This window comes from Methylobacillus rhizosphaerae (assembly GCF_900187985.1).
Classification (GTDB): domain Bacteria; phylum Pseudomonadota; class Gammaproteobacteria; order Burkholderiales; family Methylophilaceae; genus Methylobacillus; species Methylobacillus rhizosphaerae.
Map to the genome: position 1 here is coordinate 52117 of NZ_FZOA01000001.1, position 16258 is coordinate 68374.

A 16258-nucleotide genomic window follows, 5' to 3' on the forward strand; every position below is an offset into this window, starting at 1 on the left:
TAACACTGAGCAGGCGGCCATGATCTTCAGGCTAGCGGTAAAACGTATCTGGTGAAGCCTCTGATAGTTATATCAGGTTCCGCCCTCTATCTCTTCCTGAGCCGGCAACTTCAAGGCTGACGCGACTTGCTCTAACCTTCACGGGCGACGGCACACGGCCAGTCAAGGCTCTTCACAATCTGCCATATCAGGCTTTAACAGGCATCTCGTGACATTTCGGCATCTTCACAAGATCACGGTGTGTGGGCCGGGATGACAGCCAATGTCAGGCTGGATACAAAAACAGCCTGCCAGCAGAGGCTGGACAGGCTGTCAGGATAAACCTTGATTCAGGTTTCGCAGGTGTTAAGGTTGCGGTGAGTAGCTGACGCTGAAGAATACGTTGGAACCAGCGGTGTTGTAGTATTCACCCGAATAATCCCTGGCCAGGGCGTACTTCTTGTCGAAGATATTGTTGGCGCGGCCCAGCAGTTTCCATTCAGGAGTGATCTGGTATTCCGCCACCATGTTGAATAAGGTATAGCCACCCATGCGGTTGGTATTTGCCAGTTCGGCATAACGCGCGGAGGAGCCGACCATTTCTCCGGCAATGCGCAGCTTGTTCCACTGGTAAGCCAGGTTCAGGCTGCCATGGCGGTTGGCGCGTAAAGGCAGCAGATTGTCATCTTGGTCATCGCTGCGCGGGGATTGAATATCCACGTTGCCGCGTAAGGTCCAGGCATCCCATTGCTGGCTGCCTGCCAATGTCAGGCCTTGAATCTTGGCGCGGTTGACATTGATGGGGAGCCAGGTAATTGGGTCACTGGAAATCAGGTTGCGCACCCTGTTTTCATACACGGTGGCAGACAGGCTGGTCTGCTGGTTGTGATAGCGCACACTGGCTTCCACGTTGTCTGACTTCTCCGGCTCCAGGTCAGGCGTGCTATAGCCTGGGTAGTACAGCTGGTTGAATGTCGGGGCGCGGAAAGCACTGCCGTAGCTGGCAGTCACTTGCCAGGCATCATTGATCTGGTAGCCATAGCCGATATTGCCGGTGTCGTTGGTGCCATATTGTGAGTTATGGTCGCTGCGATAGCTGAGCTGGGCTGAGTGCGCGCCATGGGTGAGCGAGTAGATCGCGGCATAGCCATCGTTGTTGCGGCTGGTTTTGTCATATTGCGTCGAGGAACTCACGCGTTGTTCCAGCCTGTCATACAACAGGGTCAAGGTGCCGACAGGCAGAGTAATGTCATTCTGCCAGGAGAGCTGGCGCTGCTTGGTATCGAAATAGGAGCGTGAAACTGGCGACCACATGCTGGTTTCTGCGTAGTCCGTGCTGTCATCGCGACCTTCGCCGATACGGATGGTTGAGTGCCAGTTTTCGGTGATCTGGTTACGGCTGAAAATCGAATAGCTGAATTGCCGCGCCATGTTGTGGTTGGAGAAGTCCGTGGCATTACTGCTATTGTCATAGCGGTTATGGCCTTCGCTGGAGAAGAACTGGATGCCTACACTATGGCCGGGCACGATCTGGTGAATCAGCGAGCCGCTCACGGAAAGGTTGCGGTAACCGTCATCATCCTTGTACAGCCGGTTATGAGTGCGAACCGCGGAGAAACCATCAGTCGCGTAGCTGGAAGCGTTCAGCGAGAAGCTGGTATCGCCTACGCTGCCGCTGATGCCAGCATCTGCTGTTCTGGTGTTATAACTGCCATAGCCTGCCGAGGCATGAAAGCGCGGTGCGCCATCTTTCCCCTTTTTGGTGAATATCTGGATTACACCGCCAATGGCATCCTGGCCATACAGGCTGGTGGAAGGGCCTCGCAGGATTTCCACGCGTTCGATCTGGGCCGTAGGGATATTTTCAAAGGCAGTGGTGCCCGTGGTTTCCGAGTTGACGCGCATGCCATCAACCAGCACGATGATGTGGTTGGAATTGGTTCCGCGCATGAACAAGGCACTGGTCTTGCCAGCACCGCCGTTATGCATGACTTCAATGCCTGGCTGAGTTTGCAGTAGCTCCAGCAACGTGCTCTGGCCGGCACGCTCGATATCGGCGGTTTCGATTACGCTGACATCGCCAATCACGGTTTTACGTTCTTGTGGAATGCGGCTGGCAGTGACGACGACATCGTCATCCAGTGTGATCAGAGGTTCTGCCCATACCATGGCAGGAAAAGCGAGACTGACCAGGCTCGCGATGGTGAGTTGTTTCATGGTGTTTCCTTGAATTGCATGCGACCCCGCATGCAGGACAAAATTAAGGGAAACCAAATCATGAGATGACGATGATGCCAGGCAGTGGAATTGCCAGGAATTAAAGACCGTCACCCCGCGGTTTTCCAGCTTTTTGTCAGGCCGGTCTCCGGGCTTACGAGTTGAGATAGCTCAGATATTTGCCGCCTTCCCATGATGAATCGGGATTCATCACAGTGGCATCATGGCAGATATTACTCGCTTACCGTTGCGGGGGCAGCGCAGGCATTGCTTCAATATTGAAAGCGCACCTGCTTCCCAGTTTCACCTTGTACACAGACTTTTCAGTGTGTGGTCGGGCACCTGACAATTGCTGCGCATTATAGCCTGAATTACGTCAAATCCTGCTCAAACCCAATATGGAATCAAATGCTTTGTTCATCCCAACCTTCGGGCCGGGATAGCATCAGTGATACGGGAGTACTAGAGGATAATCGGATCAAATCCGGCATGAAAGAAGAGGATTGCCTATCTCTATCAACCAGAGTTGGTGCAGGTTTTTATGGGCGAGCAGAAGGTTGTTGTTCGATCAGGATCAGTTTGCCGGTTTTGGGGTCACGGTAAACCTGCCCGACAGCCTGGTAGCCGCTGCCGGTGGCATTGTTGCTGGTGGTTTCCGGCGCCTCGATTTCCTTGCCTTGCTTGATCTCCTTGGGTTCGACCAGCATGGCTTGTCCCCCGGCGCTCAAGGCAGCGAGCAGGCCGCAGGCGAATACCAGCATTACGTCCACTAGGTTGACCAGGCTGGCGCGTGGGTCTTCATCCTCGTGGTCGAAGCGGCTTTTGAGGCGCAGCTTGCTCATGATTGGGTTCCCAGCGACTGGTCTTCCAGCGTTTCCAGTACATCTTCATACCAGCGGCGGCGCAGCTTGCCGATTACCAGGCCGAAGATACCGGCGATCAACCCCAGCACCGTGGCGTCGAACGCAGTAGTGACGGCTTGCGCCAATTGCGCAGGATTGCCCTGCCCGAGTGCAGCCAGCCCCGGCCCGAGCGGGATGATGGTGGCCATCAGGCCGAGCATGGGAGGAATGCGCGAAAGCAGGTCGGCACGTTCCAGCCGGTGGCGGGCCAGTTTGACTACGGCATCGGCATTGCCCGAATTGCGCATGGCCCTGAGGCCGAACAGACGCTCCCCCACAGCCAGACCGGCTTCCAGCACGGCAAGGATGACGGAGACCGCCAGGATGATGATGACAGGCTTCAATAACCAGGTGATCGCGTGATGCAGGGTGTCGAGTTCAAATGACATGATGATATTCCGTCCTGTGTCAGGTTAGAGCTTGGGCTTGCGTGTGCCGAACCAAAGCCCGGCAGCGAATATTGGCAGCAATGCCAGCCACCAATACCAGTATTCCTGCACCGACTTGATGGCGACCTCAAAGGCGCGCTGCGGCACGGTGCTTGGTGCTGCCTGTGGCTGGGCAGGCTCGGGTTTTGGTTCAGGCTGTGCAACAGGTCTGGCTTGTTGTGCTGGAGCAGTTTCTTCCGGCGCAGGTGTTGCCTCTTCTCTCTCGATAGCAGTTTGTTCCACAGCATCGACAGCAGCATAGTCTGGCGTTGCATCGCCACGTGCCTTGGCCAGTGTTTGCTGCAATGCGGCGGCGGAGTCGTCGTCGAGGTATTGGCCCAGCCATTGCCACATCGGATGGTTGGGCGAGGTATGTCCGCTGCCGGGCAGGCCGTTCTTGTTGACCAGCTTTGCCAGATCGCCGCCCAGTTGGTGCAGGGTCTGCTCATCCGTATGCCAGAAGCCTTTTTCCGCCGCCACCATCATGATGGCGAGCATGTGCGCCTTCACCTGGGCATTGTGTTGGTGCTCAAGGAAGGGTTTGAGGCCCAGTTGCAGGCTGTCGTCCATGTAAACCTTTTTCACTTCATCCCAGGCCCAATCCTTGATGATGTCGGGGCGGGTGACTTGCCAGCCCCAGAGGTTTTCCATGAATTCCTGTCCCATGGTGCGCGCGCCTGCATAGCCATGCTGCATCAGCGGGCGTATCCATGCCGGGTTCAGGTAGCGTCCGCGCAGTTCCATCAGCAGTGCGGTTTCCAGTGGATCGTCGCTGAGGTTATCCGGGTCGGTGTGGTTGAGGATGCGTGCAGTGGGCCGCTTGCCAGTCACAGTTTCCGTCGCAAGCGACAGGCCGCCAAGGTAATCAAAGGCATCGTTGTTGTCCATCAGGCCATAGAGATTGGAAGCTCGGCCGTGATAGGTGTTGGCGATGCTGGTGAGCGCAGTCCTGAATATAGCCTGCGCAGGCTGGCCCTGGGCATCCAGCCCGTAGGCATGCCCCATGCGCGTGAGGTAGGCCTGGCCTAGTTCGTTGCGGTCCTTCCAGGTGCCTGAACGCTCCGTGAGGCGGTTGACGCCGGTGCCGTAAGCGCCTGGTGCATCGCCAAAAATGCGCCAGGCGGCTTCTCGACCTGCTTGTGGCAGTGGCTGGCCCTGTTGCCGGATGGATTGAGTGCGGCGTATCCATTGCATGGCGACACCATTCTCTGTCAGCACTTCGCTGCCTTCTTCCAGGCTTGCGCCCAACGGCAACAGGGCTTCATCCAATGCAGGCTGCAGGGCAGGATATTGCGCCCGGATGGTCTTGGCGGAGGCGGCGAGCGCGAGGCGACCGCCAGTGTCTATCCATTGCATGAGGTTGGGGTAGAGGTCACGGAACAGGCCGGAGGTGGTGACGATTACGTCATGTCGTGCAATTCCTGGCTTGAGCTGCATGCGTTGTACGATGCCGCGTGCGTTCCATTCCGGCTCTATGCCCATCAGGCTGAGGATGAAGCTCACCATCACGCCCTCGTCGCGCACGGCATCCGAGGCCCAGAGAATCACGCCTTCGCTATCCTGCACGCTGTCGCGCTCGCGCACTTTGGCCGCCATTTTCTCCCCGATCTGGAAGCCGAGACGGGTCGGCAACACGTCACCGTCCAGTGCATGGAAGTTGCGTCCTGTGGGCAGCGAATCAGGTGAGCGCAAGGGGTCGTTGCCTTTGCCGGGCGGTACGAAGCCACCGTCGAGCGCATGCAGCAGGCTCTGCATTTCCAGGCGTGGTGAAGCCGCCAGCTTGTCGCGGGTCTCTACGCTGACACCTTGCTCATGGCCGCGAGCCATGGAGTCCAGCATCAGTGCCAGCGACTCTTCCGACCAATCCTTGCCGAATACATGCAGGCCATGCGGCATGAATTTCTCCTGTAATTTCGTCAGGTAGTGGCCGATTTCATGCGCGAGCAGGTCGTCGTCAGTCTGTTCATAGCCGATGCCGCGCACTTCCAGCACGTCGGCCATGCTTGCTTCCAGTTCGGCGCGCAGTTGCAGGGCTTCCACCAGTCGGCGCATCTCGCGCGCGGCCTCGACCTTCATGGTCTCGGAGCTGGAAGACTCATAGCTTTCCACCACCTGGCGCAGTTCCAACAGGCGGTCGTAGAGCGGCGTGGAGGTGAGCGGCGGCGTGAGATGGTCCACCATTACGGCAAGGCCACGGCGCTTGGATTGCGTACCTTCACCCACGCCGTCGACGATATAGGGATAGATGCCGGGCAGGTCGCCCGCGATCAGGCGTGAGTAATCGCTTGCTGCCAACCCAACCGCCTTGCCGGGCAGGAACTCATAGGTGGAGTGCCGGCCGATATGCACCAAGGCGTCAGCCTTGAATACGCTGCGCAGCCAATGGTAGTAGCCCAGGTATTGGTGTGGTGGTGGGATGGTGGTGTTGGCATGCAGCAGTTCCTCGTCCACTTCCCAGCCGCGCGGTGGCTGCGGGCCGATAAAGATATTACCGAACCGTATGCCGGGAACCAGTATTTGGCGGTCGTGCACCATGATCTTCCCCGGAGCGGGGCCCCAGCCGCGCATGCCTTCTATGCCCAAACCTGCAAGCCGGGTTTTCTGCAAGGCCAGCGTGTTGCAATCGGTGTGCTTTTCCAAGCACTGCAAATAGCTGTTGTTGAGCGTGGTTATCTGCCTGAGCGCATTGTCGCGCTGCGGGTGGTCTGCGCCTTCAAGCAAGTGGCGCAGTTCGTGCATGGCTTTGTCCAGGCGGTTGCGTGCAATGTCGATTTCCCCGGCGCGTTGTGCCGCCACCAGGTCTGCATGCAGCTTGCCCAGCGGGCCTTCCTCCATCTCGCTGCTCACTTGCGCAGGCAGGGTGCCGAGCCAATTGAGATAGGCGGCATTGTCGAGCTTGTTCACATGTTGGCTCATCTCGGCTAGCGCGGCCTGGTCTTCAGGCAGGTTAACGCCGTATTCTTGCATGAGATCGAGCAGCGCCTCTGGCGAAGCCGGCAGCTCGCCTGTGTTGTAGCCTGCACGTTTCAATGCGTGCAGTATCTCGAACAGAGAAGCGGGTACATCAAGATTATCTGCGCCGATGTTCTGGCGGCCGGGGGGGTGGTTGTAGTAGATCAGCGCGACTCTCTTCTCGGCATTTGGCGTGTTGCGCAGGTGCTGCCAATTGAGGCTGCGTCTGATCAGCGATTGCACCTCGGCAGGCAGGATCTGCGGCAGTTTCAGCTCGACGCCGGTGAGCTTGTCTATGCTGGCAGGCCCAGCAGCGGCCACCACCAAAGGCTGCGAGCTACCCTGGATTTCCGGCATGGCGACGCGGTATTGCACCGAATTGATCGGCAGGCCGTCTTCCGAAAGCTGCCAGGCATTGGCACTGCGGTCGGTAAGCCGGATGGCCTTGTACACCGGTACGTCGAGCTGGCCCAGCAGTTCGGTCACGGCTTCGCGACCCTCGGCTGCGCCGACGACAAAATCCTGCAACACTACCAATCCGCTGGGAGCGGCAGGCGCAAGCAGACTCTTCAAGTTGGCGATGGCATCGCGCGACGCCTCGCCCCAACGCGCCATGATGGCGATGCAGGGTTGGCCCTGCTTCTCGCTCGCGGCACAGATCGCATCCACGGGTTGCGGGTCGCTGGTGCTGAGGTCGAGCACTGCAAGTACGGATGTATTGTTTTCCGATAGTTGAGGTTGGCTGACTTCCTTGCCACCCTGACGCAGGCGCACCAGCGGCTCAGGCTGTATAGCAGGCAAACTGGTTGATGGATGCAGCAGGTGACGCATGAAGGCGCTGAGGTTGCTGTTGCCACCTGCTTGCCAGAGATTGTGCAGGCCCAGCCATTGCCGTGCGGCAATGTGCTGCTGCGCGAGATCGGCGACTTCTTGCGGCAGATTGTTCTGCGTCAGGGTCAGGCGTTTGGCTTCCGGGAAGCTGCTGACGGCTTCTCCTTGCCAACGGCTTTGCAATGACAGGGTGCTTTCGCCGTTGAAGGCGATGAAGTTGCGCGGCTTCTTCATGTCAAGCTGCTGCATCTGACTTTGCAGTTGTTGCGAGGCTTCGCCATATACTGCCACGGCGAATACCGTGTCGGCATCGCGCAGCCAGCGCTGCAATGTCTTGCTGTTGGCGGCCAGCACCTGGGATTGCGTGCGCAGGATGATACGGTCCTGTTTGCCGGATTGCTGCAATGCCTGCTGTGCTGCCTGGGCAGCAGCAGGTGCAGTGCGATCGGACACTACGCCGAAGAGGGTAGCCGCCTGCGCGACTTCTACGCTGATGACAAGAAAAATGCCGAACAAGACGGAAAACAAAAATTTCATGAGGTAAATAACCGGGCAATTGCCGCAGGGTTGGAAGGGAAATAAAAATGCAGGTAGCTTGCAGTGAGACTACCGTGGCGGTAAATGGCTTCGCCCGGCTTGCCGCGCTGGGTACTTGTCTGCGCGTATGCCGGCAATGTTGTCTCGAAGCGTGAGTAATGGAAGGTATGCGCATGCAACCTGCCTTCCGGTAATTCGGCGAATTGCACGCCTAGTCCCTGGAAGCGAGGCTGCATGCTGCAATCGCCGGGCAAAAGGCCAAAGCCGGGCTGTTGGTTGATATTGTCTGCCACGGCCATCATGCCACCACATTCCGCCAATATTGGCAGGCCTTGCTGCCATGCCTGTTGCAGAGCGACGCGCATGGCATGGTTGCCACCCAGTGTTGCAATGTGCAATTCGGGATAGCCACCGGGCAGCCAGATGGCGTCTATGCCTGTTGGCAATACCCTGTCATGCAGCGGTGAGAAGAATACGGTGTTTGCTCCCAGCGCATGCAGGCAATCGAGGTTTGCGGGATAGATGAAACAAAAGGCTTCGTCACGTGCGATGGCGATGGTTCTGCCTGCGAGCAATTTGGGTACGTCGTTGGCAGGCACAGGTAAAAATGTGGTGGCAGGCGGCAAGGGCAATGGGCCTGACTCCGCAAGCAATGCTGCGGCTTGCGCGATACGTTGCTCAAGATCATCGATTTCATCGGCGCGGAACAGGCCCAGGTGCCGTTCCGGCAACGCAAGCGTTTCCTGCCTCTGCAATGCGCCCAGCCAGGGGATATCCGGCGTCAGGCTGGTACGCAGCAATTCACCATGCCCGGCGCTGCCGGTACGGTTGGCAATTACGCCTGCCGGAATCAGTCCGGGCTGGTGTACAAACAGTCCGGAAGCCAATGCGCCAAATGTTTGTGCCATGCCGCTGGCATCGATGGTCAATGCGACAGGCAGTTGAAAGCGTGTCGCGATATCTGCGCTGCTCGGGTTACCGTCATACAAGCCCATCACGCCTTCCACCAGGATGACATCAGCTTGCTGCGCCGCCCAATAAAGCCTGGTGGCAATGTCATCTGCGCCACACATGGCAAGGTCGATGTTGTAAACCGGCCTGCCTGTCGCGGCTTGCAGAATCATGGGGTCTAGAAAATCCGGCCCGCACTTGAATGCCTGGACTGTCAGCCCTTGATTACGCCAGGCACGTGCCAGTGCGGCAGATACCAGTGTTTTTCCCTGGTTTGAGGCCGGTGCGGAGAGCAGTAGGGTCGGGCAACTTGTTGTCATCAGCCTACCATTCAATGCCGGACATGGCCTGAACGCCATTCTTGAAGGCATGCTTGACCATGGTCATATCGGTGACGGTGTCGGCCTGCTCGACCAGTTCTGGCTGGGCGGCACGACCAGTGACGACCACATGCTGCATGGCGGGGCGGGCTGCAATGTCAGTGAGTACTTCCTGCAGGTCCAGGTAATGGTATTTGAGGACAATGTTGAGCTCGTCGAGGATGACAACGCCGACACTCTCATCCTTGAGTGCCGCCTGCGCAGCCTGCCAGCCTTGTTGGGCGGCGGCGATATCGCGGTCGCGGTCCTGGGTTTCCCAGGTGAAGCCTTCGCCCATGACATGCCATGTCACATTGGGCTGGTTACGGAAAAAGGCTTCTTCGCCAGTGTCGGAACGGCCTTTGACGAATTGCACTACCACGGCTTTCATGCCATGGCCGAGGGCGCGGGCGAGAAGGCCGAAAGCGGCAGTGGATTTGCCCTTGCCGTTGCCGGTATTGACCAGGAACAGGCCGCGCTCAATACGCGCAGCCTCTATCTTGGCATCAACGATGGTTTTTTTACGCGCCATCCGGTTGGCATGGCGCTGGTTAAGGTCTGGGGTTTTCTGGTCTGTCATGCGGTTCGTTTATGTTGGGCGTGGAGCGCCTTCACCACAATATGGATGATGGCAGCAATCGCCACATAGAATGCCAGGGTACCCAGGTAGGATGGATAGTATTTGGCAATGCGTGGCAGAAATTCGGCTAGTGCCGGGTCGGCATAACGGCCGGAGAAAAAGTAGAAGCCGCCACTGGAAAACAGGTGGCAGATAAAGCTGCTGGCAACAACGCTGGCAGCCAGCGTGGCAATGCTTTTGAAGGCAAACTGATAGTGCTTCGCGAACCAGCGTCCACCCAGCCACAGGCTACCGTAAGCGGGAAGCAGGAAACCGTAGGCCGGGGAAGTGCAGAAACCGTCCACGCCACCCCAGGTGACAGCGGCAAAGTCCAGGCCGGCGGCGACAGCCAGCAGGGCGGGAAATACCCAGATGGGACGCAGGTAAACACCGGCAAGGAAGAATACTGCCCAGGATGCGCTGGGCAGATGATTGATGGTTGCAAAGTGATGACCGCGTGTCAGGATGAGCAGGGCGGTCAGCACAATGCCTATCAGGATCTGGTGATTCTTGTTGAGTGTCAGCATGTTCTATTCCTTGAGCTGGGTCGTGATTGAATAACGCTGGATTTTAACTGAAATTCCCAGCCGGTTTCTGCTTTGTTGCATCTGCTGCAAGGCATCAGAACCCGGGTGCGTAGCGCAGTGATACGAACAGGTTGGCGCCAAATGTACTGTAACCCTTGGCCAGTTCATATTTTCGGTCAAACAGGTTGTTGATGCGTGTATTCACGGACCAGTCGTCGTTGAGCTGATAATTGGTATAGAGATTGACCAGTGTGTAACCTGCCAACCTGGTTGTATTGGCAGTGTCGTTGTAGCGATGGGAGCTGCTTTCGATTTCGCTGCCTATTTCCAGATTCTGCAGGCGCTTGCTGATGGCGAAGACACCATGTTCCTTTGCCCGTTTTGGTAACAAATTACCATTGTCAGCATCTTCCGGGCGCTGGAAATCAGCACTGGCGCGGAGATTGAAACCAGCTGCCATGCCTTGGTAGCCCAAGGTCAGGCCGGACAGCCTTGCTCGATTGACGTTCTGTGCCACATTCGTGAAATTATGGCCGGTTCGCGGGTTGACGATCAGGTTATCAACATCATTGTAATAATAGCTCGCCGTGACATGATGGCCGCCACTGTCATATTTCACGCCGATTTCCCGGTTACGGGATTCTTCCGGTTTGAGGTCCGGGTTGCCGAAATTGGGATAGTAGAGCTGGTTGAAAGTAGGGGCGGCAAATGCCGTGCCATATGCGATATTGGCTTTCCACTGTGGCGTGATGGCATAGGCGTACGCCAGGCTGCCGGTCGTCTTGCTGCCAAACTGTGAGTTGTCATCATTGCGCAGATTGATCTGCACACTGTGTTTGTCAAAAGTTTTGTACCATCCAGCAAGATAGGACTGGATGTTTCGATGATCTTCCGGCAATGGGCTGGGGCTGGTCTCTACCCGCTGTTCCCGGCGCTCCACACCCAAATTGAATGTTCCCCATGCGGAATTCAGCGTGTTCTGCCAGAGGTATTGATCCTGAATGGTCTTGATGGAGTTGCTGGTGGTCTTTGTGGGTTGTTTTGAATAGGAAGTCAAGTCATCAATACCTCGTGACATGGTCACCAGGCTGGTCCAGTTTTCAGTGAAGCGGTTCTTGCTATGCACGCTATAGGTGGACAACGTCTGATCGAGATATTGATCGTACTTGGCAGAAGTGGCGCTGGTGCCGTCATTGAAATTGCGCGCATCACTGATCAGGATATTGAAGCCGATCTCATGCTGATCGCCAATATGCTGCACGATGCTGGCGGAGATATTCTGGTTGCGGTAGCTGTCAGCATCAGGGTTGTAGCCGGATGATTGCTTGTTACGTAGCGCACTGATGCCATGCACATGTGTCATGCCACCTTGCAGGCTGTAACTGGTATCTCCAATACGACCACTGACACCCACTTCTCCTATGGCAGTGCCATAGGTACCCAGGCCGATGGCAGCATTGAGTCTGGGAGTACCCTGACCCTGTTTGGTGAAAATCTGGATGACGCCACCAATGGCATCTGCGCCATACAGACTACTGGCCGGACCACGCAGGATTTCCACTCGCTCTATCTGGCTCAGTGGAATGTGCTGGATGGCCGTAGTGCCAGTGGTGGCAGAATTGATTCTGACGCCATCCACCAAGACCAAGGTGTGAGTGGCATTGGCGCCACGCATGAAAATATCGGCATTTTTGCCAGTGCCGCCATTACTGGTGATCTCGATGCCGGGTTGCAGGCTTAATAACTCGAGCAGGCTTGATTGTCCTGCTTTCTGGATCTGCTCCTCGGTAATGATGGAAACATCACCCAGTACTTCGCTGGCTTTTTGCTCTGTGCGAGAGGCTGTGACGATGGTGTCATCCATGGTGATATCAGCTGACATGGCCGGGCTGGAGACAATGAAAGAAAGGGCAAGACTGCCCGAAGCAATACGCAACATATTAAAAAGACTCCGCAATACGCCTGCTACCCCGCAGGCTGATGTTGTATGCATGTACGGAGTTGAAGTGACGGTTGCTGGCCTCGGAATGAGGCAGTGACTGGTCTGCTGCCTCCCCGCAACATTGCCGTTTAGTTTTAAGGCCGGTCTCCGGGCTTGCAAGATGTGTTGAGCGACATATCGCCTTCCCATGCAGTGATTGGCACAGTGGCATTTGATGTGTCTGTCTTGCTTACCGTTGCGGGGGCAGCACAGGCATTGCCAGATTGGACAGAGAGTCGTCTGGCGCACCTGTTTCCCAGTTTCACCCTTGGAGTCAGGAACTGACTCAAGGACACCGTAAAACGTAGGGCGTGATTATAAATGATTGGTACTTGACGCGATTAAATAAGTTTTTGATATAAGATATTGTAAACAAGATAAAAATGCTGCATGCATGGTTGACCATGTGCAGATTTTGCAATTATAGTGGCGCCATGAATGCCGATTTGATCACATTGGAAGAAAAGCTTTCTCAGCTGATAGCCTTATATCAATTGCTGCGTGCGGAGAATCTTGAGCTTCGTCAAGCGCTTGTACGTTCACAGGATGACAATCAACAGTTGCAGGAGAATATGGAGCTTGCAAAGCATAAGTTGCTGGCCCTGATAGATCGTCTTCCAGAGGGGGCAATATGAGTAATGTGCGAGGAGTGAGTGTCAGCATCATGGGACGTGAGCTGACGATAGCATGTGCGGATGAGGAGCGTGAATCCTTGCTGCGTTCGGTCAACTATCTTGACAGGAAGATGTGCGAAATCCGTGACACAGGAAAAGTGGTCGGCACAGAAAAGATTGCCCTTATGGCTGCCCTGAACATTACACACGAATTGTTGACCACGGATGGTGGTGGTTTTGACATTGGTGATATCAAGCGTACAATCAGTTCCATGCAGGAGCAGATTGATGTGGTTCTGGGAGAGTCACCTCAGCTTTTCTAGGCAGGATAGGTTCTCCAAGTTTCTCAAGAAGCGATGATTGATCGCTTCTTCCCTTTGTTCCCTGCAGTGCTGTCTGGATCATAGATTCCTTGAACCATAAATTTGGGCCCTGGTTTCGGTCTGTTAAGTAACAGTGTGCGCGCTCCGATGTGGGTGTACCTAACGTAGCTTAAGGTCGTTACCACTTGAACCGTCAGGTTCAGGATGCCGGTCTGGATAGCATCTGCAGGGACTTCTTACCACGGCCTTTCTTCGGGCCGGCAATTCAATGTTGTTCATTATGTGACACGCCCAGCGCACTCATGCCAGGTAAGCAGAATGGCTTTGACTGGGCAGTACTGGCATTCATGCAAACTCAGGGTATGATATGCGTTTGCATTAACGTGAGAGTTTCATGCGGTACTGGTTGATGAAGTCTGAACCATCTGATGTGTCCATTGATGACCTGGCGTCATTTCCCGGGCAATCGGTGGATTGGTATGGCGTGCGCAACTATCAGGCGCGTAATTTCATGCGTGACCAGATGCAACTTGGTGATGGGGTGCTGTTTTACCACTCCAATTGCGCAGAGCCTGGTATCGTTGGCATCGCTGAAGTCAGCAAGCTGGCTTACCCTGATCGCCTGCAGTTTATCGAAGGTCATAAATATTACGATCCCAAGGCGACACCAGAGAGTCCGCGCTGGTTTAATGTGGATGTCAAGCTGGTGCGCAAGACCCGGCTGTTGAGCTTGCAAGAGATGCGGGAAACGCCGGAATTGCAGAACCTGCGTATCCTGCAACGCGGCAATCGTTTGTCGATTACACCGGTCGATCCGCAGGATTGGGAATTTATTATGGGCTTGCTGAATTGATCAGGCTTGGTTGTATTGATATGCGTGATATGCTATTGCAAGGTCATGCACCAATTCATTAAGGAGAAAATAGTGGTAGCAAAAAAAGAAGAAGGCGTGGTGGATCCACACCAGGATTTGAGAAACAGTGGCCTGAAAATTACCTTGCCACGCCTCAAGGTGCTGGATATCTTCCGCAACAGCGAACAGCGCCACCTGGCGGCTGAAGATGTTTATCGTATTTTGATTACCGAACATTCAGAGTTTGGTCTGGCCACTGTTTACCGTGTACTGGCACAGTTTGAGCAAACCGGCTTGCTGAAGAAAAGCCAGCTGGGAAACAACAAGGCTGTGTATGAGCTGAATGACGGTGAAGAGCACCATGGACACCTGGTGAGCACCAGTACCGGTGAAGTGCGCGAATTTTATGACCTGGGTATCGAGGACAGGCTCAAGAAGATCGTGCGTGATCTGGGTTACGAACTGACCGATTACGATATTACTGCCTACGGTACCCCACTGGCCGACAAGGGTTAATTGATATTGCGATGCCAGCCTGGAGCTGGCATCGCAATTAACCCAGGAACAGTTGGTACGCCGGGTTGTCGCTCTCTCTCCAGTATGGATAGCCGAGATTCTGCAGGAACTGGGTGAATTCTTCCTCTTCGCCCGGCGGCACCTGCATACCAACCAGCACCCTGCCAAAGTCTGCACCGTGGTTGCGGTAATGGAACAAGCTGATGTTCCAATCGTGGCGCATGCTGTCCAGGAAATTCATCAACGCTCCCGGTCTTTCAGGGAATTCAAAGCGGAACACCTGTTCATGCTCTGCCTGCGGGGCGTGACCTCCCACCATATAGCGCAAATGCAATTTTCCGACTTCGTTATCGCTCAGATCCAGTGCAGGCAACCCGTGTTGCTGTAATTGTTCGACCAATCTGTTGGACTCGGCTGGTTCATGGACCGCAACACCAACATAAATGTGCGCTTCATGGGCATCTGCATAGCGATAATTGAATTCTGTAATATTGCGATTGCCAATCAGGCGGCAGAATTTCTTGAATGATCCCGGGGTTTCCGGAATGGTGACTGCGAGCACGGCTTCGCGTTTTTCACCGATTTCAGAACGTTCCACTACAAAACGTAGGCGGTCAAAACTCATATTGGCGCCTGAGGCGATGGCAACCAGGTTCTTGCCTTGTAGGCCGTTCTGCTGCACATAGGCTTTCAGGCCAGCCAATGCCAGTGCACCTGTAGGTTCCAGAATGGCGCGTGTATCTTCGAATACATCCTTGATGGCGGCACAGATGGCATCGTTATCCACCAAGATCATGTCGTCCACATATTGCTGGCAGAGCCGGAAAGTTTCTTCTCCTACCAGTTTGACGGCTTTGCCATCGGCAAATAGCCCTACCTGGTCCAGTGTGACGCGTGCACCCTGTTGCAGGGATAAGGTCATGGCATTGGCATCATTGACTTCAACGCCAATAACCTTGATTTCAGGGCGTACTGCCTTGATGTATGCCGCAACTCCTGCAATCAGGCCACCGCCACCGACGGGACAGAAAATGGCCTCAATGGGTTCTGGATGATCCTGCAGGATTTCCACAGCGACAGTGCCTTGCCCGGCAATGACATCGGGGTCATCGAACGGGTGAACAAAAGTCAGTTGTTGCTCTTCCATCAGCTTCAAGGCGTGGTTGTAGGCATCGGTATAGGATTCACCTGCCAGCACCACTTCGCCGCCACGGCTGCGCACAGCGTCGATCTTGATGGACGGTGTTGTGACAGGCATGACAATAACTGCACGGCAACCGGCATTCTTGGCGGCCAGCGCTACACCCTGGGCATGATTGCCTGCAGAAGCAGTAATGACTCCGTGTGCCAGTGCCTCAGTCGAAAGCTGGGCCATTTTGTTGTAGGCCCCACGTAACTTAAACGAGAACACAGGCTGCATATCTTCACGCTTGAGCAGGATCTGGTTATTGAATCGCCCGGAAATATTGGAGAGCAAGTCCAGTGGGGTTTTGCTTGCGACGTCATAAACGCGGGCGGATTTGATCTTCTGCAGGTAATCGATTTTCATTGGGACGCTGTCCAGGGCTGCGCGGTGCAGTGTATGATTAAGGGGCTTGATTCGAAAGAATCTGAATTATAAAGAAAACGCAGGGTCTGCAAAATGCTGTCATCAGCATTTGTACAGTAT

13 protein-coding genes and 2 riboswitches are annotated in these 16258 nt (G+C 55.3%); of the genes, 4 read left to right on the top strand and 9 right to left on the bottom strand.

The features are described from left to right. Positions 1 to 345: 345 nt before the first annotated feature. From CHB59_RS00255 to CHB59_RS00290, 8 genes are all read right to left on the bottom strand, one after another. Complete coding sequence (locus CHB59_RS00255; protein WP_089374233.1) at positions 346 to 2196, bottom strand: TonB-dependent receptor domain-containing protein; 1851 nt, start codon at positions 2194 to 2196, stop codon at positions 346 to 348. Positions 2197 to 2318: 122 nt separating this feature from the next. Beyond that, positions 2319 to 2557, bottom strand: a riboswitch (cobalamin riboswitch). A 178-nt stretch (positions 2558 to 2735) separates the two neighbouring features. After that, the gene (locus CHB59_RS00260; RefSeq protein ID WP_089374234.1) at positions 2736 to 3038 is read right to left on the bottom strand and encodes a DUF2149 domain-containing protein; all 303 of its coding nucleotides are present in this window, start codon (positions 3036 to 3038) and stop codon (positions 2736 to 2738) included. After that, positions 3035 to 3487: a MotA/TolQ/ExbB proton channel family protein gene (locus CHB59_RS00265; RefSeq protein ID WP_089374235.1), complete on the bottom strand. Its 453-nt coding sequence runs from the start codon at positions 3485 to 3487 to the stop codon at positions 3035 to 3037. The genes CHB59_RS00260 and CHB59_RS00265 overlap by 4 nt, the downstream gene beginning before the upstream one ends. Positions 3488 to 3511: 24 nt before the next feature. After that, positions 3512 to 7846: a cobaltochelatase subunit CobN gene (locus tag CHB59_RS00270; RefSeq protein ID WP_089374236.1), complete on the bottom strand. Its 4335-nt coding sequence runs from the start codon at positions 7844 to 7846 to the stop codon at positions 3512 to 3514. Then, positions 7843 to 9117, bottom strand: coding sequence for a cobyrinic acid a,c-diamide synthase CobB (locus CHB59_RS00275; RefSeq protein ID WP_179212020.1), 1275 nt, complete (start codon positions 9115 to 9117; stop codon positions 7843 to 7845). The genes CHB59_RS00270 and CHB59_RS00275 overlap by 4 nt, the downstream gene beginning before the upstream one ends. A 4-nt stretch (positions 9118 to 9121) precedes the next feature. Next, on the bottom strand, positions 9122 to 9736 hold the full coding sequence (gene cobO, locus CHB59_RS00280) for a cob(I)yrinic acid a,c-diamide adenosyltransferase (RefSeq protein ID WP_089374237.1): 615 nt from the start codon (positions 9734 to 9736) through the stop codon (positions 9122 to 9124). Next, positions 9733 to 10302 carry a hypothetical protein gene (locus CHB59_RS00285; protein WP_089374238.1) on the bottom strand — a complete coding sequence of 190 codons (570 nt, stop codon included), beginning with the start codon at positions 10300 to 10302 and terminating at the stop codon, positions 9733 to 9735. The genes cobO and CHB59_RS00285 overlap by 4 nt, the downstream gene beginning before the upstream one ends. Positions 10303 to 10396: 94 nt before the next feature. Next, on the bottom strand, positions 10397 to 12241 hold the full coding sequence (locus tag CHB59_RS00290; protein ID WP_089374239.1) for a TonB-dependent receptor domain-containing protein: 1845 nt from the start codon (positions 12239 to 12241) through the stop codon (positions 10397 to 10399). Positions 12242 to 12365: 124 nt separating this feature from the next. After that, a riboswitch (cobalamin riboswitch) is annotated at positions 12366 to 12598 on the bottom strand. 119 nt (positions 12599 to 12717) lie between these two features. Between CHB59_RS00290 and CHB59_RS00295 the strand changes: the two genes are divergently transcribed. From CHB59_RS00295 to CHB59_RS00310, 4 genes are all read left to right on the top strand, one after another. Then, positions 12718 to 12918 carry a hypothetical protein gene (locus tag CHB59_RS00295; protein ID WP_089374581.1) on the top strand — a complete coding sequence of 67 codons (201 nt, stop codon included), beginning with the start codon at positions 12718 to 12720 and terminating at the stop codon, positions 12916 to 12918. Beyond that, on the top strand, positions 12915 to 13220 hold the full coding sequence (locus CHB59_RS00300; RefSeq protein ID WP_089374240.1) for a cell division protein ZapA: 306 nt from the start codon (positions 12915 to 12917) through the stop codon (positions 13218 to 13220). The genes CHB59_RS00295 and CHB59_RS00300 overlap by 4 nt, the downstream gene beginning before the upstream one ends. 394 nt (positions 13221 to 13614) lie before the next feature. Beyond that, positions 13615 to 14073: an EVE domain-containing protein gene (locus CHB59_RS00305; protein ID WP_089374241.1), complete on the top strand. Its 459-nt coding sequence runs from the start codon at positions 13615 to 13617 to the stop codon at positions 14071 to 14073. Between the two features lie 72 nt (positions 14074 to 14145). Further along, a complete protein-coding gene (locus CHB59_RS00310) occupies positions 14146 to 14589 on the top strand; it encodes a ferric uptake regulation protein (RefSeq protein ID WP_218816182.1) in 444 nt (147 codons plus the stop codon). Positions 14590 to 14626: 37 nt separating this feature from the next. Here CHB59_RS00310 and ilvA read toward each other — a convergent pair whose 3' ends face one another. Beyond that, complete coding sequence (gene ilvA, locus CHB59_RS00315) at positions 14627 to 16153, bottom strand: threonine ammonia-lyase, biosynthetic (RefSeq protein ID WP_281252000.1); 1527 nt, start codon at positions 16151 to 16153, stop codon at positions 14627 to 14629. Between the last annotated feature and the right edge of the window lie 105 nt (positions 16154 to 16258).